Source organism: Pseudoxanthomonas jiangsuensis (assembly GCF_010093185.1).
In the GTDB taxonomy this organism is placed as follows: Bacteria; Pseudomonadota; Gammaproteobacteria; order Xanthomonadales; family Xanthomonadaceae; genus Pseudoxanthomonas; species Pseudoxanthomonas jiangsuensis.
In genome coordinates, this window is sequence record NZ_PDWL01000013.1 from 58,287 (window position 1) to 84,032 (window position 25,746).

Here is a 25,746-nt window from a genome sequence, read left to right on the forward strand (position 1 = left end):
AATCCAACAAAGGTAAGCGTCATGCTGCAGGAATTCTTCATCGCCGCTGCTGCCGGTGGCAACAGCGCCTCGGCCCTGAACCAGATGGGCTTCGACCACCTCCTGAACGAGATGATCTCGAAGCCGGGCGAGTTCGCCGTCTCCTGGGTCGTGCTCATCACCCTGGTCGTGATGTCGGCCGCGTCCTGGTACTGGACCATCTTCAACGCCATCAAGAACACCCGCCTGAAGTCGGCCGCCGACCGCGTGGTCAACGCCTTCTGGGAAGCCCCGAACGCGCAGGAAGCCATCCGCGTGATGGAAGAGCAGCCGCGTAGCGAGCCGTTCTCCAAGATCGCCCTGGACGCGGCCCAGGCCGCCGCCCACCACCAGCGCGCCGAAGGCGCCGGCTCGGGCCTGGGCGAGAACCTGACCCGTTCGGAGTTCGTCGACCGCGCCCTGCGTCAGGCCGTGACCCGCGAGAGCTCCAAGCTGCAGTCGGGCATGGTGCTGCTGGCCACCGTCGGCGCGACCGCCCCGTTCGTCGGCCTGCTCGGCACCGTGTGGGGCATCTACGGCGCCCTGATCAAGATCGGCGCGACCGGTTCGGCCTCGATCGACGCCGTCGCCGGCCCCGTGGGCGAGGCGCTGATCATGACCGCAATCGGCCTGTTCGTCGCGATCCCGGCCGTGTTCGCCTTCAACTTCTTCAGCAAGATCAACAGCGCCACGATCGCCAAGTTCGATTCGTTCGCGCACGATCTGCACGACTTCTTCGCCACCGGCTCGCGCGTGCGCTGAGCCGGTTCCCCGAAGCGTCGTTCCAGTAACAATCGGAGAGCCCCATGGCCTTCAGTTCCGACAACTCCAGCGGCCCCATGAACGACATCAACGTCACGCCCCTCGTGGACGTGATGCTGGTGCTGCTCATCATCTTCATCATCACCGCACCGCTGATGCAGCATAAGGTGAAGATCGAACTGCCGGAGGCCAACCTCGTCCAGAAGGAAGAGGACAAGAACGACCGGGTCATGCCGATCACCATCTCGGTGAAGGAAGACGGCTCGCTGTTCTGGAACGACGAGCCGATCACCCGGGAAGTCCTGGAGTCCCGCCTGTCCAGCGCCGCGCAGCAGACCCCGCAGCCGCCGCTGAACCTGCGTGGCGACAAGACCACCAAGATGCGCACGATCAACGACATCACCAAGATCGCGCAGTCCCAGGGCATGCTCGACATCGGCTTCGTCGCAACCAAAGTAAAGGGTCAGTAAGCCATGGCTTTCAGTTCTGGTGGCAACAAGGGGCCGATGGCCGAAATCAACGTCACGCCGCTGATCGACGTGATGCTGGTGCTGCTGATCATCTTCATCGTGACCGCGCCGATCATGACCTACCCGATCGACGTGGCCCTGCCGCAGCGGGTGATCAACCCGCCGCCGGTGTTGAAGGAACCGCCGCCGCCGATCGACCTGCGCGTGGACCCGACCAACCAGGTGTTCTGGAACAACGGTCCGGTCGCGGAGTCGCAGCTCCAGCAGCTGATGGAGGCCGAGGTGCAGAAGGATCCGACCAACCAGCCGGAACTGCGCATCGACGCCAGCTCCGACTCGGAGTACGAGGTCATGGCCCGGGTGCTGGCGGCCGCGAAGAACGCGGACATGAAGAAGATCAACTTCGTGCAGCAGCAGTAATACCGCGACGCCTCCGGGCCCTGCTTCCTGCAGCGGCCGGGCCCGGAACGCACCGCACCAGCGCCGCCTTCGGGCGGCGTTTTCTTTGGGCCGGTGGAATGGCCGGTGCGGATCAGGCGCCGGCAGTGCGCCCGAGGATGGTCAGGTAGCCGCGCACGGTGGCGTCCAGGCCGGCGTACAGCGCCTCGCCGATCAGGGCATGGCCGATGGAGACCTCCTCCACGCCCGGGACCTGTTCCAGGAAACGGCCGAGGTTGGCCTGCGACAGGTCGTGGCCGGCATTCACGCCGAGCCCGACGGCCTCGGCCCGTCGCGCGGTCGCGGCGCACAGGTCCAGTGCGGCCCGCGGGTCGCCGGTGGCGAAGGCTTCGGCGTAGGGGCCGGTGTAGATCTCGATCCGCTGCGCGCCCAGCGCGACGGCGCGCTCCAGCGCGGCGACCCCGGCATCCACGAACAGGCTGACCCGGCAGCCGAGCGCGGCGAAGGCCGCCACCTGCGTGGCCAGGGCGCCGGTATCGCCTTCGAAATCGAAGCCGTGGTCGGAAGTGAGCTGGCCGTCGCCGTCCGGCACCAGGGTCACCTGGGCCGGGCGCACCTGCTCGCACAGGGCCAGCAGGCCCGGGTAGCCGGGCCGGGGCGGGGCGAAGGGATTGCCCTCGATGTTGAGCTCGACCCCGAACCGCGCGGTGAGCGCGGCCAGCGGCGGCAGGTCCTCGGCCACCACGTGGCGCCGGTCCGGGCGCGGGTGCACGGTGATGCCGTGGGCACCGGCCTGCAGGCAGGCCAGCGCGGCCGCCTGCACGTCGGGCTCGCCGCCGCCGCGCGAATTGCGCAGCACGGCGACCTTGTTGACGTTGACGCTCAGCCGGGTCATGCGGACGGCGGCATCGCGCCGTCGCGGGAACGGGCGCCGGCCTGGCCCGCGGCGGCCTCGCGCCGTCGCGCCTCGGCCAGTTCGCGCAAGCGGCGCAGCTCGACCGGGTCGATCATCGCGCTCTCGTCGCGCTGGGAGCCGCCCATGCGTTCCTGGTACCAGAACAGCGCCCAGGCCCCGAACAGGCCGAACGCGGCCAGCAAGGACAGCGCCAGGACCCAGACCTGGGAGGTGGTGATCGCCACCATCAGCGCGCCGAAGGCGAACAGGAGACAGAGCCAGTGCATGGTGATCCTCCTCGGGCGGGTGCTGCGTCCTCGACGCGCCCGCGGCCGGGCCATGATGCCCGATGTGGCCGCCGCCGGGCGCGTCCGCGCATCCGCCCGGCGGTCCGCCCGTCGCCGCCGAGGTGGCCTGATGGGCTGCCACCCACTGCAACCGCAACCGCCGACCTGCGGCTTCTACAGGAGCGGGGACAGCAGGCGGGCGAAGGCCTCCGGCAGCCGGTGCCGCCAGAGGCCCTGCGGCCGGTCCAGGCGCACCCGCCGGGCGTGGGCGAACTCGCTTTCGATCAGGCGGGACAGCTCCTGGCAGGCCTGCGGATCGCGCAAAAGCAGGGAGGCCTCGAAGTTGAGACGGAAGCTGCGGTGGTCGAAATTGGCGCTGCCGACCAGGCACAAGGCGTCGTCGGTCAGCAGCGCCTTGGTGTGGAGCATGCGCGGACCGTACTCGTAGACCTGGACGCCGGCCTGCAGCAGCTCGTCGAAGTAGGAGCGCGCGGCCAGGGTCACCAGGCGCGAGTCGCTGCGCCGCGGCACCAGCAGGCGGGTATCCAGGCCGCCGAGCGCGGCCGAGGTGAGGGCCATGCGTGCCGCCTCGCCAGGCACGAAGTACGGGGTCACCAGCCATACCCGGCGCCTGGCCTCGTGGATCGCGGCCACGTGCAGCCGGTGGATCGCCTCCCAGGACGAATCGGGTCCGGACACCAGCACCTGGGCCTGGATCGGTCCGGGCTCGGCCTGCGGCCAGTAGCCGGCGTCGGCGAACGCGGCCGGCTCGCAGCCGGCCGCGTACACCCAGTCCTCGACGAAGGTCAGCTGCAGGCTGCGCACCACCTCGCCCTCGACCCGGGTGTGCAGGTCGCGGTAGGCGGTGGGCGAGAGCGACTCGTCCTCCTCGTCGCAGACGTTGATCCCGCCGATGAAGCCGATGCCGCCGTCGACCACCACGATCTTGCGGTGGGTGCGCAGGTTCAGCCACGGACGGGTGAACGGGCGCAGGCGGGTGGGGTGGAACCATGCGAACTCGGCGCCGGCCTCGGTCAATTCGCGCAGGTGGTGCAGGCGCATCGACGAGGAGCCGACCGCGTCCAGCAGCAGCCGCACCTTGACCCCGGCGCGGGCGCGCTCGAGCAGCGCCTCGAGGATCCGCCGGCCGGTGCGGTCCGGGTTCCAGATGTAGTACTCCAGGTGGACGTGGTGGCGGGCCCGGGCGATGGCCTCCAGCAGCGCGGCGTAGGTGGCGCAGCCGTCCTCCAGCCACTGCACCGCGGTGGCGGTGGACGGCGGCAGGCCGGTGGTGGCCTGGCCGATGCGGGCCAGCTCCACACAGGCGTCGTCACTGGCGGCGGCGCTGGTGAAGTGGCTCATGCCCGAGCGCGAACGACCCCGGCGCAGGCGCTGCCGGCGGATCCTCTGCGGCCCGAGCAGGAAGTACACCAGGAAGCCGAGGTAGGGCAGCAGCGCCAGCGACAGCACCCAGCTCAGGGTCGCCACCGGCTCGCGCTTCTGCAGCACGATCCACACGCACAGCCAGAGGATGTACAGGACCCAGGCCAGCACCAGGTACAGGCCCAGGTGGGGGATCGAGGCGATCCGGTCCCAGGCGGCGAGGAAGACATCGGGCATGGGCCGATTCTAGGCGAGCTGGAAGAGGTTCGGCCGCCGTGGCGAGGCTGCGTCGCTCGATGGCCGTCTGCAGGCCGGTACCTGCAAGGCAGCGTCCGTCGCCCACCTGAACCGTTCGGCCCGGCCGCCGCCGCGTCGCTGCCGCTGAGAACGCGCCGGCGTAGCCTGCGCGCATGGCCGAGACGATCAAGGGCCGCGGCTCGCGGCAGTGGCTGCCGGGCCGCTTCGAGACCACCACCCACGAGGCGGTCGACGACGGCTGGGCCGGACCGGAGGCGGATACCGAGTCCGGCCCCGATCCCGCGCGGCCGCGCACCCGGGTCGAAGAGGAGACCGCGCGCAGCATCGTCACCCGCAACGATTCGCCGGACGTGGGATTCTCGCAGTCGGTGAACCCGTACCGCGGCTGCGAGCACGGCTGCTCGTACTGCTTCGCCCGGCCCTCGCACGCCTATCTCAACCTGTCGCCGGGCCTGGACTTCGAGACCCGGATCTTCGCCAAGACCAATGCGCCGGACCTGCTGCGCCGCGAGTTCGCCCGCCGCGGCTACCGCCCCGAGCCGATCGCGCTGGGCATCAACACCGACGCCTACCAGCCGGCCGAGCGCCGCCTGGGCCTGACCCGGCGGCTGATCGAGGTCATGCTCGAATGCCGCCATCCGTTCTCGCTGATCACCAAGAACGCCCTGGTCGAGCGCGACATCGACCTGCTGCAGCCGCTGGCGGCGCAGAACCTGGTCCAGGTGCATTTCTCGGTCACCACCCTCGACCCGCACCTGAGCGCGCGGCTGGAGCCGCGCGCCGCGGCGCCGCACGCGCGGCTGCGGGCGATGGCGCGGCTGCACGCGGCCGGTGTCCCGGTCGGGGTGATGTTCGCGCCGGCGATCCCGATGGTGAACGACAGCGAGCTGGAAGCGGTGCTGGAGGCGGCGCGGGAGGCCGGTGCGCGCAGCGCGGGCTACGTGCTGCTGCGGCTGCCGCACGAGGTCGCGCCGCTGTTCCGCGACTGGCTGCAGGCGCACCTGCCCGACCGCGCCGCGCACGTGATGAGCCTGGTGCGGCAGATGCGCGGCGGCCGCGACTACCAGGCGCAGTTCGGCCAGCGCATGCGGGGCCAGGGCCAGCATGCCGACCTGCTCGCGCAGAGGTTCCGCCTGGCCTGGCGGCGCCTGGGCTATGCCGGGCTGCGTCCGGCGCCGCTGGATACCAGCCTGTTCCGGCCGCCGCGGCCGGACTCGCCGCAGGGCGAGCTGTTCTGAACCGGCCGGGGTGTAAACCGCGCCGGTATCTGTTGCAGGACTGAAACAGCGGCCGCACAGCCCGCCGTGGCGGGCATCGCCCGCGCCGGTGGCATCCCGGGTGCTTCCGGACTGATACACCCGAGCTCGGCCCGGATTCCGCGGGTTCTGCACAACATACTGAAAAACAAGGAAAAAGCAGGTTGGCACGATGCCTGCGGAGTAGTCCCGGCCACCACTGCGGGACCGCCGCCATGCATCCGAACTCCCTCCTGGCCTGCCTGTCGCTCCTCGCCCTGGCCGCGTCCGCCGCGCCGGCGCGGGCGGCCGATGCGCACCGGGGCGTGCAGGCCCAGCCCGGCGAGATCGTGCTGCTGCGCGATGTCCACGCGCGCCCGGCCTACCGGCCCGCGCCGCCCGGGATGGCCCTGATCGTCGATCCCTCGCCGCGGCGCGAGCTGGCGCAGACCCTGGGCACCGGCGAGCTGTCGGATGCCGACTTCGCCGCACTGTCGTCGGGCCAGCAGCTGGACGCCGCCGCCGCCACGGACGGCCCGGCGGTGACCCGCCTGACCGCGCAGGCGCTGCAGGGCACCCTGGGCGCGGGCGGCGGTGCCCATGGCGCGGGGACGTCCGTGCTCGGGACCAGCGTGGGCGGCGCCGTCGGCACGGTCGGCCAGGCCACGCGCGGGATCGGTGCGCAGGTAACCGGCGCCCTGTCGCAGCTGCCGTTCGGCGCCCCGGCCAACCCGGGGAAGGGCCCGTGAGCCGGCCCTTCCCGGTCGCGCGCGCCGTCGCACGGCGGTCGCGTCCCGGCCTGGTGGCGGCCTTGCTGCTGCTGGCCGCGCTGGCGGTGACCGATCCGGCCCGGGCCGACGACTACGAGGGCATGCTCGGCTACCTGGCCGATACCCGCCTGGACGGCCGCGCGCTGTCCGGCGCGCGCGGCGCGATCGCGGTCAACCAGGCCGCCGGCGACCTCAACCAGCAGGCCAACCTGCGTGCCGTGGCGATCGGCGATGCCGCCGACGCCCACGCCGTCGTGCGGCAGAGGCGCGATGGCGACGGGCACGACTTGCCCACGCGCGCCAGCGCCCGGATCGGCGGCGACGCCCTGTCCGGCGCCGGCGGGCTGGCATCGATCAACCAGGCCAGCGGCAGCGGGAACGCGGAGAGCAACGCGGTGACCGTGCGCCTGGCCGAACAGGGCATACGCGAGACGCCGGACGCACTCCTGTCCGCCAGCGTCTCCGCGTCGGCGGAGCGGCGCACGGCCGCGGACCCGGCAGCCGGCAGGACCTCGCATCGCGAGGTGGCGGTGGAATCCACCGCCCTGCACGGGTTCGAGGGCGTGCTCCAGCTCAACCAGATCGCGGGCTCGGGAAACGAGACCGGCAACGGCTTCGCGTTGTCGGTCCAGCCCGGTCCGTGAGGAGCGGTAGTTCAACCCACCAGAAAGCCAGCAGAGAGAGAGGACATCATGAAAAGGAACGTCAAGTGGACCGTGCTCGCCGTGGCCGTCGCGGCGGCGACCGCCTCGGTCGCCAACGCCGAGACCGTGGAGGACATCCAGGTCGTCGATTACGACATCACCATCGATGACACCCGCAACTACGAAACCAACGTCACCAACACCAACACCACGGTCGATGACACCACGACCGTGACCTACACCGACAACTTCGAGTGGAACACCGCGATCAACGAGGAGTACAACACCTCGGTGAACGAGGAATACAACACCTCGGTCAACCAGTCGCTGGACGAGAGCTACACCCTCAACCAGGACGTGAACCAGTCGCTGGACGAGAGCTACACCATCGACCAGACCGTGGTCACCTACGACGAGCAGGTCAACGTCGATTCCAACATCGAGCGCGACGAGCACAACGTCTCGGTCTCGCTGAACAAGGACCTGTCGCTGACCTCGGACATCGCCTTCTCCGGCGACCCGACCCTGAGCGGCGACATCGAGATCGATTCGGCCGCGATCGCCGTGGTCGACAACCGCCAGTCGGTTTCCGGCAACACCGGGCTGAACGACGAACTGACCAACGACGCCTCGATCGACGAGGACACCGCCTCGGCCGCCTCGGGCAACCTGCAGTTCAACGTCGCCGCCGGCGACAACAACGTGCAGGACAACGCCGCGGCGCTGTCGGCGGCCGACGCCAGCTTCGCCTTCGGCCTGGCCGACGCCGAGGTGTTCGTCAACCAGCAGGGCAGCGGCAACATCACCGCCAACCTGGGCGTGGCCAACGATGCGGCCATCGGCGGCAACGCCTTCAACGCCGCCAGCGGCAACATCGGCGTCAACGTGACCTCGGGCAACAACAACGCGCAGAAGAACGCGCTGGCCGCCTCGGTCGCCACCAGCGCCTACGCCCAGGCCAGCGTCAGCTCCAACCAGATCTCCAGCGGCAACCTGGTCGGCAACGCGCCGAAGGTCGAGGAAGCGGTGGAGACCCTGGAGTTCTCGCTGACCGGCACGGTCTCGGGCACCACCAGCGCGCAGGGCTCGGGCAGCTACGCCGGCACCGGCAACGCCTACCAGCAGGACAATTTCTACCTGGATACCTGGGACGGGGAACTGCCGCACCAGAGCGGCGAGGCCACCGGCCATCTCGACATGGACAACGAGATCCAGAACGCGGTGGACAACCCGTACCGCGACGGCGTCGGCGGCATCGCCTTCGACACCGACGAGGAAGGCACCCTGGGCTACGAGGAGCTGGGCACGGCCGACCTGCAGGCCAGCCTGACCGGCAGCCTGGACTTCGCCACCCTGGAAGTGGTCGCCGCCGCGACCAACACCGCCTCGCTGTCGGGCAGCGCCTTCTCCGGCGCCAGCGGCAACATCGGCGTGAACGTCTCGGCCGGCACCGGCAACCAGCAGGCCAACAGCCTGTCGATGGCCGTCGCCCAGCCCTCCACCGGTGGCGAGACTCCCCCGCCGCCGACCGGCGGCGGCGAAGGCTGACCCGCCAGGCATCCCGCCAAGGGATGACGAGGTGACTCCCGGCCATCCGCCGTGGCCGGGAAATCACGGAATGCCCCGTCCCGCCTCCCCCGCGGGACGGGGCTTCCACTCCCCCGACTTCTTCCTGGGATCCGCGCGATGCGCCCGACCGCCGCCTTCCGCCTGAGCTGCCTGCTGTGCCTGCCCTGGCTGGGCCTGGCGCCGCCTGTGCCGGCCGCCGACGTCGCCTTCGCCGGCGTGCTGCCCAATGGCGCGCTGTACAGCGCGCCGGTGGAGAGCATGCGCGAATCCCGCTTCCGCCACCTGGTGCGCCAGCGCACCGATTACAGCTGCGGCGCCGCCTCGCTGGCGACGATCCTGCGCTACGCCTACCGCCTGGAGGCGGACGAGGACACGGTGATCGAAGGCATGCTCGCCGTGGCCGACCCGGAGATCGTGCGCGAGCGCGGCTTCTCCCTGCTGGACATCAAGCGCTACGTCGAATCGCTGGGCATGCGCGGCCGCGGCTACCGGGTCGACGAGGCCCGCCTGCGCTCGCTGCGCGTGCCCAGCCTGGTGCTGATGGACGTGCGCGGCTTCCGCCACTTCGTGGTCCTCAAGCAGGTCCGCGGCGACCTGGCCGAGATCGGCGATCCGATCCTGGGCAACCGGGTGATGCCGCTGGCCGAGTTCCTCGACGCCTGGCCGTCGCGCGCGGTTTTCGTCGTGATAGGCACCGACTTCGACCGCAACACGGTGCTGCTGCAGCCCAGCACCCGGCCCAGCGCCCGCGCCCTGTACGCGCGCCAGGGGCCGATCACCGACGCCGAGCTGCTGGATTTCGGCTTCACCCATGCCGACCTGTTCTGAAGGAGCGGACCATGCGAACCCCTACTGCAAGACGCGGCCTGTGCCTGGCCCTCGGCCTGGCGGCGATCCCCGCGTCCTCGGCCTGGGCCCAGGACGCGGCAGGCAATGCCGCGGCGCCCGGCCAGGGCCTGACCGAGCTGAGCGACGAGGAACTGGCCGGCATGCGCGGCCGCTACACCGTCGGCGGCGACCAGGTCGCCTGGTTCGGGGTGACCATGGTCTCCAGCTGGCAGCTGGAGAACGGCCAGCACCTGGAAGGCCGCCTGACCCTGGCGGTGGACGCCGCCGCGCCGGACCGGCCGAAGCTGAGCTTCCAGCCGCACGTGAGCATCACCGCTACCGACGCCCCGCTGCCTACCGAGGGCAGCCGTGCGATCAACGCCAGCGGCCTGGCCAACGTCGACGGCCTGGTGCAGAGCGTGCAGGTGGCCGGCGACGGCAACCGCGCCCACAACCTGGCCCGGGTCTCGCTGCGCAACGCCGCTCCGGGCAGCACGGCGGAGGACGCAGCTGCCACCGACGCGCCGCTGTCCGCGAACGCCAGCCTCGCCGGCATGAGCGCCAGCGCCGGGTTGCAGGACCAGACCGCTCGGGTGCTGCTGCAGATCGACGGCCACGGCGCGGTCGAGCAGTGGATCGGCCGCAGCGGCATGGGCCAGACCATCCAGCTGGCCAGCGACGGCCAGGCCGCCAGCAACTGGATGGAGGTCGACATCGTCCGCCAGCCTTTGGCCGGCGGCCGCGCCCAGCTCGGCCAGAACGTGGCCCAGGCGATCGCCCTGGGCCGCGGCATCGCCCTCGGCTACTGAGCCGCGAAGGGCAACGACTGAAGGAGCAGCGAAGTGAACCGCATGGACCCCGACCGCCCCGCGCCGCCGACCCTGGCCCGCGCCATCGCCTTGGTCCTGCTGGCCGCCGGCGCGCCCGCCGCGCTGGCCCAGCAGGCGCCGTCGGCGCCTGCCAGCGAGGCCGAACTGCGCCAGCTGGCCGAGCAGCTGGCCGCGCTCAAGAACAGCTACGCCCAGGAAGTGCGCCGGCTGCGCGAGCTGGACATGCAGGTGCAGGCGCTGCAGTCGAGGCTGGCGGGCCGGGTCCAGGCCGCCACCGCGCCGCCGCCGGCGGTCGCGCAGGCGCAGGCGCAGGCCGACGCCGACGCCCAGGCCATGCCGGAACCCGCCGCCACCACCGCCGCGCCGGCCGGCGACGGCGGCTACGCCAGCACCGCGGCCGAGGCCGAGCAGGCGCGCGAACGCGAGGTCGCGCGCAGCGTCGCCGACGTCAAGCAGCAGACCCGCACCCTGTTCGACCAGCGCCTGGTGATCGAGAACGGCCTGACCTACAACCGCTACGACCGCAAGCAGCTCTCGCTCAACGGCTTCCTGGCGCTGGACGCGATCTTCCTCGGCAACATCGCGATCGAGAACGTGGAATCGGACACGCTCAACTACAACCTCGGCCTGCGCTGGGGCGTGAGCCCGCGCCTGACCCTGAACCTGGACGTGCCCTACGTGGCGCGCAAGACGATCTACCAGAAGGGCGGCGCCGGCGGCTCGGCGGCGGCGATCGCGCAGGAGGAAACCAGCGGCCACGGCCTGGGCGACGTCACCGCCAGCGCCAACATCAAGCTGCTGCCGGAGCGGGGCTGGCGCCCGGAGACGGTGCTCAACGTGGGGGTGACGGCGCCGACCGGACGCGAGCCCTACGGGATCCCGTGGAACGTGCTCGAGCGCGACGACGACGATTTCATCCGCTTCGCGGTGCCGGAGGAGCAGCCCACCGGCAACGGCACCTGGCAGGCCAGCGTCGGCCTGTCGGCGGTGAAGACCTCCGACCCGGCGATCCTGTTCGGCAACATCGGCTACACGTACTCGTTCGAGTCCAGCTTCGACGACATCGACAACAATCCGGACACGGTCAATCCGGGCAAGGTGAAGCTGGGCGATTCGTTCTACTTCGGCGCCGGCGTGGCCTTCGCCTTCAACGAGCGCACCAGCCTGAGCATCTCGCTCAGCGACCGGCTCAGCGCGCGGGCACGCACCCGCTACGAGGGCGCGCCATGGGCCAAGGTGATCGGCAGCGACGGCAACGCGGCGATGTTCAACCTGGGCGTGACCTACGCCATGAACCCGCACGCGACCATGGTCGGCCTGCTCGGCATCGGCCTGACCCCGGACGCGCCGGACTTCAGCCTCGGCCTCAAGGTCCCCTACACCTTGTAGGAGCCGGCAAGGCCAGCTCCTACACCCGCAACGCTTCCAGCTCCAGCTGGTGCTTGCGGCACAGCCGGTAGACCGTCACCCGGGACACGCGCAGGCGGCGGGCGCATTCGCTGACATTGAAGCCCGATTCGCGCAGGGTGGCCAGGATCGCTTCGCGCTCGGCCTGGATGCGCACGTCGTCCAGGCCGTCGGCGGCAGTCGCCGATGGCACGGTGGTGGCGGCGAGCTGCAAAGCCTCGGCCGGGATCAGTTCGCCCTCGCTGACCACCGCCGCGCGGCGGACGCGGTTGAGAAGCTCGCGCACGTTGCCGGGCCAGGCGTGGGCGCGCAGGGCGCGGCGGGCGCCGGGATCGAAGGCGCGCGCGCGGACCTGGTGCTGGCGGCGGAAGGCCTCGAGGAAGTGCCGGGCCAGCAGCTCGACGTCGTCGCCGCGCTCGCGCAGCGGCGGCATGTGCAGGCGCAGGACGTCCAGGCGGTAGTAAAGGTCCTGGCGGAAGCGGCCGCGGGCCACCGCCTGCTCGAGGTCGACGTGGGTGGCGGCCAGCACGCGCACGTCCACCCGCACGCTCTGGTGGCTGCCGATCCGCTCCAGGGTGCCTTCCTGCAGCACGCGCAGCAGGTTGGTCTGCGCGTCCAGCGGCAGGTCGCCGACCTCGTCGAGGAAGATGGTGCCGCCGTGGGCCGCCTCGAACAGGCCGATCCGGCGCGCCGCCGCGCCGGTGAACGCGCCGCGCTCGTGGCCGAACAGTTCGGCCTGGACCAGGCTCGGCGGCAGCGCGCCGCAGTTGACGGCGATGAACGGGCCGCGCGCGCGCGGCGACATCTCGTGCAGGGCGCGCGCGGCCAGCTCCTTGCCGGTCCCGGTCTCGCCGGTGACCAGCACCGGCAGCTCGACGGGGGCGAACTTGTTGAGGCTGGCGCGCACCTGCAGCAGGGCCGGGCTCCTGCCGACCAGGCAGTCGCCGTCGGGGCCGCAGGCCGATGGCGCGCCCTCGCCCTCGGCGATGCGCTGCAGGCCGCGGACCTGGTCAAGGTCCAGCGGTTCGCGCAGCGACAGCAGGCACTCGCCAGGCAGTTCATCGTCGTGCTCGTCGCCGAGGCTGGCCAGCGGCAGTTCCGGGTGGCGTGCGAGCAGCTCGTGCATCGCGGCACGCCACGCCGGCGCCGCGCCGCGCAGGTCGACCAGGCCGGCGACCAGGTCGCTGCCGCGCAGGCCGATGCGGGCGCTGGCCGGATCGTCGACCACGCGCAGTTCCCAGCCAGCGGCGGCCAGCACCTCGCGTTCGCGCGGCGTCGGCCGGCCGAGCCAGATCAGGCAGCGTTTGCGGATGTCGGGTACGGCCACCATTTCATGCAGTCCTGGAATCGTTCCGCGGAAAGGCGCCGGCCGGGCGCGCCGCGGCGAGGCGGTCGGCCCGAGCGTGCGCCCGGCTCATGACAGGGATCTGAAATCCGGCCAGTGCGGACCGGTCCAGGCGGATGCGCCATCGGGGGATTCAGGCGGGACAGGCGCCTGCCGTGAACGCTGCGCCGCAGCGGGTACACGCCGTGCTGCGGACGAAGGAGGCGATGCGGATGGAACGAGGCAGGGCGACAGCGGACAACATGGTCTTTCCCCCGGTGCGGGCCCGGTACGCAGGGCCGTTTTGAGACGATTCTCAGGAGAGAACGCCATCGGCCACCGCTGCAGGACAGCGGCGTGATTCAGGGAAGTGATGACCTCATGCCGATACGCGCTGTCAGCGCGTGCTGGCGGGATAGGCGATCAGCAGCACCAGGTCCTCGTCGCCCTGCTGCTCGATCGCGTGGGTACTGCCGGGACGGGTGAGCATGGCGTGGCCGGCGGACACCTCGTGCACCTGGCCGTCGAGTACGTAGCGGCCCCGGCCCGAGAGCACGTAGTAGATCTCGTCCTTGTGGTGCTGGTGCAGGCCGATGCCCGCGCCCTTGTGCAGCACCCGCTTGCGCAGCACGAACCCCAGCCCGGGGGCGTCGGCGAACAGCGGGAAGGCCGTGGTCGTGCCGGCGCCGCCGTGCGGGCCGGGTTGCGGCCGGGCGAAGTCCGCCTCGTGCACCACCTGCGATGGATTGGCCTGCGCGGCTTGGTCGGCGCGCGCGCTGGCCGGTGCGCCGCAGTCGGTGTCGCGGACCACGTGCGCGGACAGCGACGGGTCCAGCGCCTTCCAGTCGCGCACCACCAGGCAGGCGACCAGGGTCGCGCCGGCGGCGCTGAAGTGGGTGTCGTCGGCCACGCCGCGTTCGGGCACGTGCGCGTAGTAGGCCTTGGAGGCCTCGTCGCCGAGGGCGCGGATCCAGTCGGTGCTGCTGGCGTTGAGGTCGATCAGCGCCACCCGCTCGCGCGCGGCCAGCGCCCGCACCGCGTCGGTGTAGCGGGCATGGGTGTCGAGCAGCGAGCCGAAGTCCCAGACCCGGCGGGTGACCGGGGTCACCAGGACCGGGGTGGCGCCGCGCTCGCGGGCCAGGGCGACGTAGCGCATCAGCCACTGCGGGTAGGCCTGCGCGGGCTCGTTGTAGCGGCGCGGGTCCTCGTACTTGGCATCGTTGTGGCCGAACTGGACCAGCAGCACGTCGCCCTTGCGCAGTTCGCGCGCGATCGGCTCCAGCCGGCCTTCCTCGATGAAGCTGCGCGCGCTGCGGCCGCCGGCGGCGTGGTTGCGGACCTCGAACGCGACCGGATCCAGGAAGCCCTGCAGCTGCTGGCCCCAGCCCTGGCGCGGCGCGCGTTCCGGGCCGTATTCGGCGGCGGTGGAGTCGCTGGCGACGAACACGCGTCGTGGCCCGGCTTCGGCGGCGATGGCCGTGCCCGCGCACGCGAGCAGCAGGGCCAGGCCGAGCGGGCGGATGAAGGCGTGGATCAGGGACATGGGTCCTCCCTGGGGGGGCGAAGCACACAGCGGAGCGGCTCGGGTCCCAACCGCGGACGCGGAGAGAGTGCACGGGCGTGGCGGCGGCTTCGCCCGTGCGCGTCCGCAGCTGGAACCCTTGCCGGAACCTTTGCGCCGGCCGCGCATGGCGACCGGCGCGCGAAGCGTGGATCAGCGCGCCAGCCAGCCGCCGTCGACCGGGATCACCGCGCCGTTGACGTAGTCCGAGGCACGGCTGGCCAGGAACACCGCGGTGCCGCCCAGGTCCGCCGGCTCGCCCCAGCGCGCGGCCGGGATGCGGTCCAGGATCGCCTTGCTGCGGTCCTCGTCGGCGCGCAGCTGGGCGGTGTTGTCGGTGGCCATGTAGCCTGGGGCGATGGCGTTGATGTTCACGCCCTTGGCCGCCCACTCGTTGGCCAGCAGCCGGGTGATGCCGGCGATGCCGCTCTTGGAGGCGGTGTACGACGGCACACGGATGCCGCCCTGGAACGACAGCATCGAGGCGATGTTGATGATCTTGCCGTGGCCCTGGGCGATGAAGTGCTTGCCGGCGGCCTGGGACATGAAGAACGCGGACTTGATGTTGACGTTCATGACGTCGTCCCAGTCCTTCTCGCTGAACTCGACCGCGTCGGCGCGGCGGATCAGGCCGGCGTTGTTGACCAGGATGTCCAGGCCGCCCAGGCCCTTGACCGTCTCTTCGACGATCCGAGACACCGGCTCGATGCTGATCAGGTTGGCGTCGATGTTGAGGAAGCGGCGGCCCAGCGCCTTGACCTTCTCGCCGGTCTCTTCGGCCGGGACGATGCCGGCGGCGGCGATGTCGGCGCCGGCTTCGGCCAGCGCCAGCGCGATGCCCTGGCCCAGGCCGGTGTTGGCGCCGGTGACCAGCGCGACCTTGCCTTCCAGGCTGAACGGATTGCTCATCGGATGTTCCCCTTCCTGTGCGTGCGGGTTGCGTGCGGGTGGTGCGCGCCGCGCGGATCGGTGCGCGGCGCGCCGGTGCGTCACTTCAGCTGGCAGATGTCCAGCACGTTCATGTCGGTGTAGTCCAGGTTCTCGCCGCCCATCGCCCAGATGAAGGCGTAGTTGGACGTGCCCGAACCCATGTGGATCGACCACGGCGGCGAGACCACCGCCTCGTCGTTCTGCATGACGATGTGGCGCTGCTGGTCCGGCTGGCCCATGAAGTGGTAGACGCGGTCGTTGCCGCCCAGGTCGAAGTAGAAGTACACCTCGCTGCGGCGGTCGTGCAGGTGCGGCGGCATGGTGTTCCAGACGCTGCCCGGCTTGAGCACGGTCAGGCCCAGCAAAAGCTGCGAGGACTTGCAGGTGGCCGGGACGATGTACTGGTAGATGGTGCGCTCGTTGCTGGTCTCCAGCGCGCCGCGCTCCAGCGCCACCGCGTCCTTGATCGACAGCTGCTTGGTCTCGAAGCGCGCGTGCGCCGGGGTCGAGGTCAGGTAGAACTTGGCCGGGTTGGCGGCGTCGGCCGAGCTGAAGCTGACCTCCTCGCTGCCCATCGCCACGTACAGGCCGTCCTTCGGTCCCAGGGTGTAGGCGGTGCCGTCCACGGTGACGGTGCCGGTGCCGGCGCCGACGTTGATCACGCCCAGCTCGCGGCGCTCCAGGAATGGCTTGCCGGCGGCCGAGGCCGGCTCGGTCTGCTTGGGCAGCGAGACGGTCTTGCCCACCGGGGCGGCGCCGCCGATCACGAAGCGCTCGTAATGGGTGTAGCTCAGCCGCACCTCGTCGGCGGCGAACAGCTCGCCGATCAGGTACAGGTCGCGCAGCTCGTCGTTGCTGGCGCCCTGCATGACGCCGGGGTGGGTCGCGTAATAGGTCTTCTGGTACATCGCACGGCTCCTGGAGATCGGACAGGAACCCGGGAGGCCGGTTCCTGCATCCATTTCGGGGGCATTCTAGCGGACGTGGTAACCGGTGTCATTTTGCGTTGCGCCAATTCCGCGGCCGACCGACCCAGAGGCGTCGCGCAGGAATGGAGACAGCCGGGTGCCGGGCCTACGCCGGCGGCTGGCAGGAGTCGCGCACGATCAGGTGCGGGCGCACGCTGGCCATCGGCAGCGGGGTGTTGTCGGTGCGGATCAGGGTGGTGGCGGCGATCCGGCCGGTGTCGCGGGTATGGCGCCGGACCGAGGTCAGCGACGGCCACAGGCGCGAGGCCAGGGGGCTGTCGTCGTAGCCGATCACCGACAGGTCGCGCGGGATGCTGACCCCGGCGCGCATCGCCACCTTGTACACGCCGGCGGCCATTTCGTCGTTGCCGCAGAAGATCGCGGTCGGGCGCTTCTTGCCGGCCAGCAGCTTCTCGGCGGCGGCCACGCCGGACTCGAAGGTGTAGCTGGCCTCGATGATCCGCGCCTTGGGGATCTCCACCCCGCGGCGGGCCAGGGCGTCGACGAAGCCCTCGGTGCGCTCGATCGCCGAGCGGTAGGCCAGCGGGCCGGTGATCAGGGCGATGTCGCGGTGGCCCAGGGTCAGCAGGTAGTCGGCGGCCTCGGCCGCGCCGTCGCGGTCGTGGGTGACGATCATGCGGCCGTCGTGGTCCTCGAAGCCGACCGGGACGATCCGGGTGTAGCGGCAGCTCATCTCGGCTAGCATATCGGCCAGGTTCTGGTCCTCGGAGGCGCGCGGGATCAGCATCACCCCGTGCAGCTTCTGCTGCTGGACGAAGCGGCGCACGCCGTCGATGTAGCCGGGGCTGCGGGTGTCGCAGGGGTGCACCACCAGCTCGAACCCGGACTCGCGCAAAGCGTCCAGGGCGCCGTACTGCATGTCGACGATGTACTGCGCGGTGGGGTTGTCGTAGACCATGCCGATCAGGAACGAGCGGCGGAAGGCCAGCCCGCGCGCCAGCGGGTCGGGGGTGTAGCCGACCTCGCGCATCAGCGTCTCGACCTTCTCACGGGTGTCCTTACGCACCAGCGGCGAGTGGTTGATGATCCGGGAGACGGTCTTCTTCGAGACCCCGGCCAGGCGGGCGATGTCGTTGATCGTCGCGGCCTTGCCCGGGGCGCCGGGCCGGGCGGCCGATTCTGCGGAGGTCTTGCGCGCGGACATGGTCGGGTTCACGGGGATATCGAGGGATTCTAGCCGGAGCGGCGCCCGGCGGGCGGCCGGGCGCGGGAGGCAAGGGGCCGGATGCCGGATGCGCCGGCCCGGGTACGGGCCGGCGGAGACGGCCCGCGCCCCGGTTGCCGGGGACGCGGGCGCAGCGATCAGCCGCCGCGCAGCACCGCCGGCAGCCACAGCGACAGCTGCGGGAAGAACGCCACCACCAGCAGCACGCCCAGCCCGGCCAGCCAGAACGGCCAGATCGTGCGCATGCTCTGGCCGACGGTGATCTTGCCGATCGCGGTGCCGATGAACAGCACCGAGCCCACCGGCGGGGTCACCAGGCCCAGGCCGCCGGTCAGCACCAGGACCAGGCCGAAGTGGATCGGGTCGATCCCGTAGGCGCGGGCCACCGGCAGGAAGATCGGGGTGCAGATCAGGATCATCGGCGCCAGGTCCATGAAGGTGCCCAGCAAAAGCAGCATGACCACGATCATCAGCAGCACCATGTACTTGCTGTGCGCGAACGACTGCAGGAACTCCACCGCCGCGGTCGGCACCTGCAGGTAGGCCAGCAGCCAGCCGAACACCGCCGCGGTGGCGATCACGAACAGGATCACGCCGGTGCTGCGCGCGGCATGGGTCACCGTCTCCATGAACTCGCGCAGGCGCAGCTGGCGGTACAGGACCACGGTGACCAGCAGGGCGTAGACCACGGCGATGGCGGCCGACTCCACCGCGGTGAAGATGCCGGCGCGGATGCCGAAGAAGATCAGGCTCACCAGACCCAGGCCCGGCAGGGCCGAGACCAGGCGCACGGCCACCGCGCGCCAGCCCGGGAAGGCTTCCACCCCGTAACCGCGCCTGCGCGCCACCACGTAGCCGGTGACCATGAGCACCACCGTCATCAGCAGCGCCGGCACGATGCCCGCGGCGAACAGGTCGGCGATCGACAGGCCACCGCCGGCCGCGGCCGAGAACAGGATCAGGTTGTGCGAAGGCGGCACCAGCAAGGCCACCAAGGCGGCCGTGATGCTGACGTTGACCGCGAAGTCGCGGTCGTAGCCGCGCTTGACCATCTGCGGGATCATCGTGCCGCCGACCGCCGAGACGTCGGCGATCGCCGAGCCGGACACGCCGCCGAAGAACAGCGAGGACAGGATCGAGACCTGGCCCAGGCCGCCGCGCAGGCGCCCGACCAGCGAGGCGGCCAGCGCGATCAGGCGCTCGGAGATGCCGCCGCGCATCATGATCTCGCCGGCGAAGATGAACAGCGGGATCGCGATCAGCGAGGCCGAGCCGGTGCCGGCCGAGATCTGTTGGACCATCACCACCGAGGGCAGGTCCAGGTACAGCAGGGTGACCAGCGAGGCCGCGGCCAGGGCGAAGGCGACCGGCACGCCGATCACCAGCAGCAGGGCGAACACCAGGAACAGCAGGGCCATGGCCATCAGAGGTCTCCTTCCTGCGGGGCCGGCTGGGTATCGGCGACGGGGGCGTGGGTCAGGGCGAGGAACGCGCGGTTGAGCGCGAACAGCACCATCAGCGCGCCGCCCACCGCCAGCGGCAGGTAGTTGATGCTCTGCGGCAGCTCGGCGCCGGCCGCCTTGATGTGCAGGCCGTCCATCAGCAGCACCGCGCCCCAGTAGGCCAGGAACGCGCCGATCGCGGCGATCACCAGCGGCACCGCCACGTCCAGCAGCCGGCGCACGCCCGGCTTGACGTGGTCGTGCAGCAGGAAGAAGCCGAAGTGGCGGTTGGTGTGCACGCCGGCGGCCGCGCCCAGGCCCATCGCCGTGGCCAGCAGCAGCAGGGTCACCGGCTCGGTCCAGCTGGGCGAATCGTTGATCACGTAGCGGGCGAACACCTGCCAGCCCTGCACCACCACCAGCCCGAGCAGGGCGGCGACGGCGGTGCCGATGGCGAGGTTGGCGACCAGGCCCAGCGCGCGCTGGGCGCCGCCGGCCGGGGAAGAGGTCGTGTCGGACATCGCGGGATTCCGTTGGGTCAGGCGAAGTCGCGGATGCGACGGTAGAGGGCTTCGATCGTCGGCTGGCGCAGGTACTCATCGCGCAGGGGCTCGGCGGCCTTGCGGAACGCGGCCATGTCGACCTCGTTGGCCCGGATGCCGTACTCCAGCACCGCCTTGCGCGCCTGGCCTTCCGACTCGTCCCAGTGCCGGCGCATCACCGCCACCGATTCGCGCGCGGTCTCCAGCAGCAGCTGGCGGTCGGCCGGGGCCAGCGAATCGAAGGTGCGGCGCGAGACCAGCAGGATGTCCGGCGCGTACGAGTGCTCGCTCTGCGACCAGTAGCGCGCGGCCTCGAAATGGCGGCTGGAGTGGAAGCTGCGCATGTTGTTCTCGGCGCCGTCGATCATGTGCGTCTCCATCCCGGAGAACGTGTCGCCCAGCGACATCGGCGTCGGGTTGGCGCCGAGCAGGCGCAGCAGGCGCAGGAACATGTCCGAGGAGGCCACGCGCAGCTTCAGGCCGTGCAGGTCCTTCGGCGCCACGATCGGGTGCTTGGTGTTGTAGAAGCAGCGCGCGCCGCTGTCGTACACCGCCAGGCCGACCAGGTCGCGGGCTTCGAACCCGGCCAGCACCGCCTCGGCCACGCCGCCGTCCAGGGCGCGGCGCATGTGCGCCACCGAGTCGAACACGTACGGCAGGCACAGCGCCTGGGTCAGCGGGAAGGCGTTGTTCAGCGCGCCGGAGTAGACCCGGGTGATGTCGATCGCGCCGAAGCGGGCCATGTCGATCGCCTCGGCCTCGCGGCCGAGCTGGCCGGAGTGGTACAGGCGGATGTCCAGGCGGCCGCCGGTGCGTTCGCGCAGGGTCTGGCCGATCCAGCGCACCGCCTCCACCGTCGGGTAGTTGGAGACGTGCACGTCGCTGGCGGTGAGCAGGCGAGCGCCGGCCGTCTCGCCGGTGCCGGCGGCGAAGGCGCGCGAGGCGGCCGCCAGCGGCAGGGCGCAGGCGGCCTGGCCGGCGGCCAGCAGCAGGCGGCGACGGCTGAGCGTGGTCATGCGGTATCCCCCGGGGCGGCGGCCGTGGCCAGCACCTCCAGGGTGCCGTGGCCTTCGAACACCACGGTACCGCGCTGGCCGACGGCGATATCGTGGATACCGGTGGCATTGCCGGTGGCGATCAGCTCGCCCTTGCGCAGGGGACGGCCGCGCCGGGCCGAGCGCGACAGGGCGAAGGCGAAGGCGGTACGCAGCCCGCCCGGCAGGCGCTGGGCGCCGCCGCGGCCGACGCTGGCGCCGTCGATGAAGGTCTCGGCGGTCAGCGTCGCCTCGTCGCGGGCGGCCCAGCCGGGGATCTGCGCGCCCAGCAGCAGGCCGTTGTTGTTGCCGAAGTCCGACACCACCACCCGCGGGCCGAGCTCGTTGATCGTCGCCAGCGGACTGCTGGCCACTTCCAGGCCGATGAACAGGGTGGCCGGCAAGGCGGCGGCCTCTTCCGGCGTCCAGTCCAGCTTGTCCGCCGGCGCGTCGGCGTCCAGGCGCATCACGTACTCGGCCTCGATCGCGCCGAAACCGCCGGCGAACACGGGGATCGGGGCGATGTCACCGGTGGCATTCCAGAGGTTGCGGGCGAAGATCGGGCCCAGCAGGCGGTCGTCGCCGGAGGCGTCGCGGCGCTCGGCGGCGATGTAGCCGACCTTCCAGCCGACTACCCGGTCGGGCCAGCGGTCGATGGCCACGTCCTGGACCTGGTAGGCGGCGACCAGGTCGGCAGGGATCTCGCCCGGGAAGCCCGGCAGCGATTCGCCGCGGCCGCGCGCCGCGGTGAAGCGTTCCGCGATCGCGACCAGCTCCGGCGGTGCCGACGCTACATTCCGTTTGACGATGTCCGTGCTCAAGGCGCCTCCGAGGTGCGATGCGTTGTCGTGTGCTGCACCGCCCGATGGCGGCGCTGGGGAAACGGTATATGGTAAACCGGTGTCATCTGGCAATGTGCACTGCGGCAAAAGGCACTGCGTGCCGCGCCGCGGCATCACGGGAGAGGGCGAATGGCGGTGGAACGGGGATCGGGACCGGACTGGCGGTGGCGCCTCGCGCGCGGTAGCCGCAGGTTGGCGGCGCTGGTACTGCTGCTGCCGGCCATGGCCCTCGCCGCGCCGGCGGGCGGGCCTCCGCTGCAGCTGCCGCTGTGGCCCGGCACCGCGCCCGGATCGGAGGGCCTGGCGCTGCCGCAAAGGATCGTCGAGCGCAGCGCCGACCCGGCCCTGCCCGACCGCTACCTCAACGGCATCGGCGCGCCGTTCCTCACCGTCTACCGGCCGCGGAAGCCGGACGGTCGCGCCCTGCTGGTGGTGCCGGGCGGTGGCTACCAGCGGGTGGTGCTGGACAAGGAAGGCAGCGCGCTGGTTCCGGCGTTCGCCCAGGAAGCCGGGCTGACCCTGTTCGTGCTGCACTACCGCCTGCCCGGCGAAGGCCACCGCGACGCCCGCGACGTGCCGCTGGCCGACGCCCAGCGCGCGATCCGGCTGATCCGCCGGCACGCCTCCGGATGGGGCCTGGATCCGGACAGCGTCGGGGTGATGGGCTTCTCCGCCGGCGGCCACGTCGCCGCCAGCCTCGCCACCCGCCACGCCGAACGGGTGTACCCGGCGGTGGACGCGGCCGACGCGCTGGACGCGCGCCCGGCCTACGCGGTGCTGGTCTACCCGGTGATCGACATGGGCGCGCACGCCCACCCCGGTTCGCGTTCGAAGCTGCTGGGCGAGGACCCGGATGCCGCTGCGGTGCGCGCCTACTCGCTGCAGAACCTGGTGGACGCGTCGACGCCGCCGGTGTTCCAGCTGCACGCCCAGGACGACAAGGTGGTGCCGGTGGAGAACACGCTGCTGTTCGAGGCCGCCCTGCGCGCCGCCGGGGTCGAGCACGAGACCCATCTCTACGCCCACGGCGGCCACGGCTTCGGCGTGCGCGGGGCGCGCGGCACCCTGGCGGCGTGGCCGTCGCTGGCGATCGCCTGGATCCGCGCGCATGCCCCGCTGGCGGGCGAGGGCGGTGAACCGGTGCCCCGGCCATGACGCTCCGCTCCGTCCTTCGCATTGCATTGCATCCCCGCCATTCCGGGACCTAGCCATGAACACTCGCGACCCCTTCCCTTCCACCGCCGCGCCCGCCGACCCGCAGCGCCGCCGCCTGCTGCAGGCCGCCGGCCTGGGCGCCGGCATCCTCCTGGCCGGCGCCGCGCCGGCCGCCTTCGCCGCCGGCGACGCCACGGTGGTGGCTCGCACCCGCAGCGGCCGCGTGCGCGGCCTGCGCCACGACGGCGTCAGCGCGTTCAAGGGCATCCGCTACGGCGCCGACACCGCGCCCGCGCGCTTCCTCGCCCCGCGCGCGCCGCAGGCGTGGCGCGGCGTGGCCGAGGCCGTGGACTACGGCGCCCCGGCCCCGCAGCGCGGCGGAGACGGCCCAGGATGCGAGGACTGCCTGTTCCTCAACGTGTGGACGCCCGGCCTGGACGACGGCGGCAAGCGCCCGGTGCTGTTCTACATCCACGGCGGCGGCTTCGACACCGGCTCCGGCAGCGATCCGCTGTACGACGGCAGCGCCCTGGTCCGCCGCGGTGACGTGGTGGTGGTCACCGTCAACCATCGGCTCAACGCCTTCGGCTACCTCTACCTGGGCCAGCTCGGCGGCGCGGAGTACGCGGCGGCGGCCAATCCCGGCCAGCTCGACCTGGTGCTGGCCCTGCAATGGGTGCGCGACAACATCGCCGGGTTCGGCGGCGACCCGGGCAACGTCACCGTGTTCGGCCAGTCCGGCGGCGGCGCCAAGATCGCCACCCTGATGGCGATGCCGGTGGCGCGCGGGCTGTTCCACAAGGCCTGGACCATGAGCGGGCAGCAGGTCACCGCCGCCGGCCCGCGCGCGGCGACCGGTCGGGCGCGATTGTTCCTGGAGACGGCCGGGATCGACCCGGCCGCGGCCGATGCGGTCGCGCGCCTGCGCGCGCTGCCGGTGGAGAAGCTGCTGGAAGCGACCACGGCGCGCGACTTCTCGCGGATCGAGAACACCCGCCTGTACTTCGGCCCGGTGATGGATGGGCAGGTGCTGCCGCGACATCCGTTCTGGCCGGATGCGCCGGCGCAGTCGGCGGCGATCCCGATGGTGATCGGCAACACCCGCGACGAGACCCGCGCCTTCCTCGGCGGCGATCCGAAGCACTTCGAGCTGACCTGGGAGGAACTGCCGGGCAGGCTGGAAACCCAGCAGTACGTGGACCTGCGCGCCGACCTGGTGGTGGCCGAGTACCGCCGGCTGTATCCGCAGTACACGCCGTCGGAGGTGTTCTTCGCCGCGACCACCGCCGGCCGTTCCTGGCGCGGCGCGGTCGAGGAACTGGAAGCGCGCGCGGTGCAGCCGGATGGTGCGGCGCCGACCTGGGCCTACCAGCTGGACTGGGGCTCGCCGCTGGACGGCGGCAGGCTGCGCGCCTTCCACACGTTGGACATCCCGCTGGTGTTCGACAACGCGGGCCAGCCCGGCTCGCGCACCGGCGATGGCGAGGATGCGCGGAAGATGGCCGGGGCGATGAGCGGGGCGCTGCTGGCGCTGGCCCGGCACGGCGACCCCAACCACGCCGGTATTCCGCGCTGGGAACCCTATTCGATGGCGCGGCGGCAGACCTTGCTGTTCGACCTGCCGGCGACGCTGGCCGACGATCCGCGCGGCGGCGAGCGTCGCTTCTGGCAGCAGGCTCCGTTCTTGCAGCGCGGCACCCTGTAGGCGCCGGCACCACCGGCGCCTATAACGGCCGCGCCAGCGAGGCCAGCGGCACCCGGGTAACGGCGATGTCTTCCTTGTTGACCGCGTAGGCGACATGGAGGTGGCCGTTCCAGACCACGCTCTTGGGGTAGTGGTAGCCCGGCCGCTTGTAGCGGCCTTCGTGGCGCAGCGGCGGGAGATCGCTTTCGCCGCGCAGCAGGAAGCTGCGGTCGAACAGGCGGCCGTCCGACGACAGGGTCACCGCCAGCGGAACGCGGCGCTTGTCCGCATTGGGGGCGTTGACCAGGAAGGCCTGGCCGTCGGGCAGGTTGCCGGCGCTCTGCTTGGCGCGCGCGTCGGGCATCGCGGTCAATGCCGGCGCGCTCCAGCGTTCGCCGCGGTCGCAGCTCTCGCTGGCCAGCTGGCGGAAGCTGGAGGCCTGGTCGCGGAACACCATCACCGCGCATTCGCCACCACCGGCGCCACGGCGCAGGAACAGGCTCGGTTCCAGCTCGCGGCTGGATGCGCCCTCGTATGCCAGGTTGGCCATCACCCCACGCCGCCATCCGTCCACGCCGCGCGGGTCGTCGGTGAAGTACGGGGTCGCGACCATCCCCGGGCGGACGTGGAAGGCGGTGAGGACGCGGCCGTCGACCAGCGCGTGCGGGTCCTGCTCGATCACGCCTTCCACCGGCCGGCCGTCGGCGCCGCGCACGCGTTGCGGCGCGGTCCAGTGCTCCCCGTCCTCGCTGAGCAGGTACTCGGTCCAGCCGCCTTCGCCGGACTGGAAGCCGCGCGGCCAGACGTTGAGGTAGGCGACCAGGACCCGGCCATCGGTCCACCAGCCGCCGTTGGAATGCATCGCGCCGCCGCGCGCGGCCGCGGCCAGCACCACGGGCGGGCTCCAGTGTTCGCCGTAGGCGCTGGCGCTGTAGACGACGCGGGTGTCGGGCGAGTCCTCGTCGCGGCGGGAGGACTGCCATTGCACGTACAGGCGGCCCTTGAACGCGATCGGCACCGCGCCGTTGTTGAAAAGGTCCGCGCCCGGGTCCGGACGGAACACGGTGAAGCTGCGGGTGCCGGCCGCCGGCGCCAGGCCCAGGTCCGCTGCCCGCGGGTCGAACAGGCCGGGGACCACGGTGTACGGCGCGGCCGGCGCGGCGACCGGATCTTCTCCGGCCTGTGCCCGCGCGGCGTCGTGGATGCCCGCTAGCGGCAGCAGCACGGCCAGGACGGCGCCGGCGATCGCGCGGATCCGGTCGCGATGGGAGGGGCGGCAATGCGGAAACATGCCCGATCCGGGGTGCGGCACCGGCCTGCGGC

General features: G+C 71.6%; 25 protein-coding genes. 12 read left to right on the forward strand and 13 right to left on the reverse strand.

Annotated features, from left to right (window positions below; all coding sequences use genetic code 11):
• Positions 1-21 precede the first annotated feature (21 nt).
• The 3 genes from exbB to CSC62_RS09705 are packed head-to-tail and all read left to right on the forward strand — an operon-like array spanning position 22 to position 1,670.
• A complete protein-coding gene (gene exbB / locus CSC62_RS09695; RefSeq protein ID WP_162405982.1) occupies positions 22-780 on the forward strand; it encodes a TonB-system energizer ExbB in 759 nt (252 codons plus the stop codon).
• Positions 781-824: 44 nt separating this feature from the next.
• Entirely contained in the window at positions 825-1,250 is a 426-nt protein-coding gene (locus CSC62_RS09700; RefSeq protein WP_162405983.1) for an ExbD/TolR family protein, read from the forward strand.
• A 3-nt stretch (positions 1,251-1,253) separates the two neighbouring features.
• Complete coding sequence (locus CSC62_RS09705) at positions 1,254-1,670, forward strand: ExbD/TolR family protein (RefSeq protein WP_162405984.1); 417 nt, start codon at positions 1,254-1,256, stop codon at positions 1,668-1,670.
• A 112-nt stretch (positions 1,671-1,782) separates the two neighbouring features.
• Here CSC62_RS09705 and CSC62_RS09710 read toward each other — a convergent pair whose 3' ends face one another.
• The 3 genes from CSC62_RS09710 to cls all read right to left on the reverse strand — a co-directional run bounded on the left by CSC62_RS09710 (position 1,783) and on the right by cls (position 4,451).
• On the reverse strand, positions 1,783-2,544 hold the full coding sequence (locus CSC62_RS09710) for a pyridoxine 5'-phosphate synthase (RefSeq protein WP_162405985.1): 762 nt from the start codon (positions 2,542-2,544) through the stop codon (positions 1,783-1,785).
• Complete coding sequence (locus CSC62_RS09715; RefSeq protein ID WP_162405986.1) at positions 2,541-2,831, reverse strand: hypothetical protein; 291 nt, start codon at positions 2,829-2,831, stop codon at positions 2,541-2,543. The genes CSC62_RS09710 and CSC62_RS09715 overlap by 4 nt, the downstream gene beginning before the upstream one ends.
• Positions 2,832-3,005: 174 nt before the next feature.
• Positions 3,006-4,451: a cardiolipin synthase gene (cls, locus tag CSC62_RS09720; protein ID WP_162405987.1), complete on the reverse strand. Its 1,446-nt coding sequence runs from the start codon at positions 4,449-4,451 to the stop codon at positions 3,006-3,008.
• A 173-nt stretch (positions 4,452-4,624) separates the two neighbouring features.
• Between cls and CSC62_RS09725 the strand changes: the two genes are divergently transcribed.
• From CSC62_RS09725 to CSC62_RS09755, 7 genes are all read left to right on the forward strand, one after another.
• A complete protein-coding gene (locus CSC62_RS09725; RefSeq protein ID WP_162405988.1) occupies positions 4,625-5,710 on the forward strand; it encodes a PA0069 family radical SAM protein in 1,086 nt (361 codons plus the stop codon).
• Positions 5,711-5,943: 233 nt separating this feature from the next.
• Positions 5,944-6,456: a hypothetical protein gene (locus CSC62_RS09730; protein ID WP_162405989.1), complete on the forward strand. Its 513-nt coding sequence runs from the start codon at positions 5,944-5,946 to the stop codon at positions 6,454-6,456.
• Between the two features lie 50 nt (positions 6,457-6,506).
• Positions 6,507-7,121, forward strand: a complete 615-nt coding sequence (locus tag CSC62_RS09735; RefSeq protein ID WP_162406020.1) for a hypothetical protein — start codon at positions 6,507-6,509, stop codon at positions 7,119-7,121.
• Positions 7,122-7,169: 48 nt separating this feature from the next.
• Complete coding sequence (locus tag CSC62_RS09740; RefSeq protein ID WP_162405990.1) at positions 7,170-8,669, forward strand: adhesin; 1,500 nt, start codon at positions 7,170-7,172, stop codon at positions 8,667-8,669.
• 138 nt (positions 8,670-8,807) lie between these two features.
• On the forward strand, positions 8,808-9,518 hold the full coding sequence (locus CSC62_RS09745) for a C39 family peptidase (RefSeq protein ID WP_162405991.1): 711 nt from the start codon (positions 8,808-8,810) through the stop codon (positions 9,516-9,518).
• A gap of 11 nt (positions 9,519-9,529) precedes the next feature.
• Complete coding sequence (locus CSC62_RS09750) at positions 9,530-10,327, forward strand: hypothetical protein (RefSeq protein WP_162405992.1); 798 nt, start codon at positions 9,530-9,532, stop codon at positions 10,325-10,327.
• A gap of 72 nt (positions 10,328-10,399) precedes the next feature.
• Positions 10,400-11,737 (forward strand): transporter, encoded by a 1,338-nt coding sequence (locus CSC62_RS09755; RefSeq protein ID WP_425502008.1) that lies wholly within the window; start codon positions 10,400-10,402, stop codon positions 11,735-11,737.
• A gap of 19 nt (positions 11,738-11,756) precedes the next feature.
• On the opposite strand, the gene CSC62_RS09760 is transcribed toward CSC62_RS09755, so the two are convergent.
• The 9 genes from CSC62_RS09760 to CSC62_RS09800 form a co-directional block, all read right to left on the reverse strand.
• Positions 11,757-13,085, reverse strand: a complete 1,329-nt coding sequence (locus CSC62_RS09760) for a sigma-54 interaction domain-containing protein (protein WP_162405993.1) — start codon at positions 13,083-13,085, stop codon at positions 11,757-11,759.
• Between the two features lie 391 nt (positions 13,086-13,476).
• On the reverse strand, positions 13,477-14,622 hold the full coding sequence (locus CSC62_RS09765) for a cupin domain-containing protein (protein WP_162405994.1): 1,146 nt from the start codon (positions 14,620-14,622) through the stop codon (positions 13,477-13,479).
• A 171-nt stretch (positions 14,623-14,793) separates the two neighbouring features.
• Positions 14,794-15,549 carry a 2-dehydro-3-deoxy-D-gluconate 5-dehydrogenase KduD gene (gene kduD / locus CSC62_RS09770; RefSeq protein WP_162405995.1) on the reverse strand — a complete coding sequence of 252 codons (756 nt, stop codon included), beginning with the start codon at positions 15,547-15,549 and terminating at the stop codon, positions 14,794-14,796.
• Positions 15,550-15,629: 80 nt separating this feature from the next.
• The gene (kduI, locus tag CSC62_RS09775) at positions 15,630-16,478 is read right to left on the reverse strand and encodes a 5-dehydro-4-deoxy-D-glucuronate isomerase (RefSeq protein WP_162405996.1); all 849 of its coding nucleotides are present in this window, start codon (positions 16,476-16,478) and stop codon (positions 15,630-15,632) included.
• 166 nt (positions 16,479-16,644) lie between these two features.
• Entirely contained in the window at positions 16,645-17,703 is a 1,059-nt protein-coding gene (locus CSC62_RS09780) for a LacI family DNA-binding transcriptional regulator (RefSeq protein WP_162405997.1), read from the reverse strand.
• Between the two features lie 158 nt (positions 17,704-17,861).
• Positions 17,862-19,148: a TRAP transporter large permease gene (locus tag CSC62_RS09785; RefSeq protein ID WP_162405998.1), complete on the reverse strand. Its 1,287-nt coding sequence runs from the start codon at positions 19,146-19,148 to the stop codon at positions 17,862-17,864.
• The gene (locus tag CSC62_RS09790; RefSeq protein WP_162405999.1) at positions 19,148-19,687 is read right to left on the reverse strand and encodes a TRAP transporter small permease; all 540 of its coding nucleotides are present in this window, start codon (positions 19,685-19,687) and stop codon (positions 19,148-19,150) included. The genes CSC62_RS09785 and CSC62_RS09790 overlap by 1 nt, the downstream gene beginning before the upstream one ends.
• Before the next feature lie 17 nt (positions 19,688-19,704).
• Positions 19,705-20,724, reverse strand: a complete 1,020-nt coding sequence (locus CSC62_RS09795) for a TRAP transporter substrate-binding protein (RefSeq protein WP_162406000.1) — start codon at positions 20,722-20,724, stop codon at positions 19,705-19,707.
• Positions 20,721-21,563, reverse strand: a complete 843-nt coding sequence (locus CSC62_RS09800; protein ID WP_425502006.1) for a 2-keto-4-pentenoate hydratase — start codon at positions 21,561-21,563, stop codon at positions 20,721-20,723. The genes CSC62_RS09795 and CSC62_RS09800 overlap by 4 nt, the downstream gene beginning before the upstream one ends.
• A gap of 243 nt (positions 21,564-21,806) precedes the next feature.
• Here CSC62_RS09800 and CSC62_RS09805 point away from each other — a divergent pair, with 243 nt between their 5' ends.
• Positions 21,807-22,739, forward strand: a complete 933-nt coding sequence (locus CSC62_RS09805; RefSeq protein WP_246194330.1) for an alpha/beta hydrolase — start codon at positions 21,807-21,809, stop codon at positions 22,737-22,739.
• Between the two features lie 55 nt (positions 22,740-22,794).
• Positions 22,795-24,444: a carboxylesterase/lipase family protein gene (locus CSC62_RS09810; RefSeq protein WP_162406002.1), complete on the forward strand. Its 1,650-nt coding sequence runs from the start codon at positions 22,795-22,797 to the stop codon at positions 24,442-24,444.
• A 19-nt stretch (positions 24,445-24,463) separates the two neighbouring features.
• On the opposite strand, the gene CSC62_RS09815 is transcribed toward CSC62_RS09810, so the two are convergent.
• A complete protein-coding gene (locus CSC62_RS09815; protein WP_162406003.1) occupies positions 24,464-25,714 on the reverse strand; it encodes a sialidase family protein in 1,251 nt (416 codons plus the stop codon).
• Positions 25,715-25,746 lie beyond the last annotated feature (32 nt).

Excerpts from the sequence above, each read along its gene's own strand:
- CSC62_RS09705 (WP_162405984.1), top strand. The coding sequence starts at position 1,254 with ATGGCTTTCAGTTCTGGTGGCAACAAGGGGCCGATGGCCGAAATCAAC.
- kduI (WP_162405996.1), bottom strand. The coding sequence starts at position 16,478 with ATGTACCAGAAGACCTATTACGCGACCCACCCCGGCGTCATGCAGGGC.
- CSC62_RS09725 (WP_162405988.1), top strand. The coding sequence starts at position 4,625 with ATGGCCGAGACGATCAAGGGCCGCGGCTCGCGGCAGTGGCTGCCGGGC.
- cls (WP_162405987.1), bottom strand. The coding sequence starts at position 4,451 with ATGCCCGATGTCTTCCTCGCCGCCTGGGACCGGATCGCCTCGATCCCC.
- exbB (WP_162405982.1), top strand. The coding sequence starts at position 22 with ATGCTGCAGGAATTCTTCATCGCCGCTGCTGCCGGTGGCAACAGCGCC.
- CSC62_RS09785 (WP_162405998.1), bottom strand. The coding sequence starts at position 19,148 with ATGGCCATGGCCCTGCTGTTCCTGGTGTTCGCCCTGCTGCTGGTGATC.
- CSC62_RS09760 (WP_162405993.1), bottom strand. The coding sequence starts at position 13,085 with ATGGTGGCCGTACCCGACATCCGCAAACGCTGCCTGATCTGGCTCGGC.
- CSC62_RS09790 (WP_162405999.1), bottom strand. The coding sequence starts at position 19,687 with ATGTCCGACACGACCTCTTCCCCGGCCGGCGGCGCCCAGCGCGCGCTG.
- kduD (WP_162405995.1), bottom strand. The coding sequence starts at position 15,549 with ATGAGCAATCCGTTCAGCCTGGAAGGCAAGGTCGCGCTGGTCACCGGC.
- CSC62_RS09715 (WP_162405986.1), bottom strand. The coding sequence starts at position 2,831 with ATGCACTGGCTCTGTCTCCTGTTCGCCTTCGGCGCGCTGATGGTGGCG.
- CSC62_RS09810 (WP_162406002.1), top strand. The coding sequence starts at position 22,795 with ATGAACACTCGCGACCCCTTCCCTTCCACCGCCGCGCCCGCCGACCCG.
- CSC62_RS09740 (WP_162405990.1), top strand. The coding sequence starts at position 7,170 with ATGAAAAGGAACGTCAAGTGGACCGTGCTCGCCGTGGCCGTCGCGGCG.
- CSC62_RS09765 (WP_162405994.1), bottom strand. The coding sequence starts at position 14,622 with ATGTCCCTGATCCACGCCTTCATCCGCCCGCTCGGCCTGGCCCTGCTG.
- CSC62_RS09780 (WP_162405997.1), bottom strand. The coding sequence starts at position 17,703 with ATGTCCGCGCGCAAGACCTCCGCAGAATCGGCCGCCCGGCCCGGCGCC.
- CSC62_RS09815 (WP_162406003.1), bottom strand. The coding sequence starts at position 25,714 with ATGTTTCCGCATTGCCGCCCCTCCCATCGCGACCGGATCCGCGCGATC.
- CSC62_RS09730 (WP_162405989.1), top strand. The coding sequence starts at position 5,944 with ATGCATCCGAACTCCCTCCTGGCCTGCCTGTCGCTCCTCGCCCTGGCC.
- CSC62_RS09700 (WP_162405983.1), top strand. The coding sequence starts at position 825 with ATGGCCTTCAGTTCCGACAACTCCAGCGGCCCCATGAACGACATCAAC.
- CSC62_RS09805 (WP_246194330.1), top strand. The coding sequence starts at position 21,807 with ATGGCCCTCGCCGCGCCGGCGGGCGGGCCTCCGCTGCAGCTGCCGCTG.
- CSC62_RS09750 (WP_162405992.1), top strand. The coding sequence starts at position 9,530 with ATGCGAACCCCTACTGCAAGACGCGGCCTGTGCCTGGCCCTCGGCCTG.
- CSC62_RS09710 (WP_162405985.1), bottom strand. The coding sequence starts at position 2,544 with ATGACCCGGCTGAGCGTCAACGTCAACAAGGTCGCCGTGCTGCGCAAT.
- CSC62_RS09745 (WP_162405991.1), top strand. The coding sequence starts at position 8,808 with ATGCGCCCGACCGCCGCCTTCCGCCTGAGCTGCCTGCTGTGCCTGCCC.
- CSC62_RS09795 (WP_162406000.1), bottom strand. The coding sequence starts at position 20,724 with ATGACCACGCTCAGCCGTCGCCGCCTGCTGCTGGCCGCCGGCCAGGCC.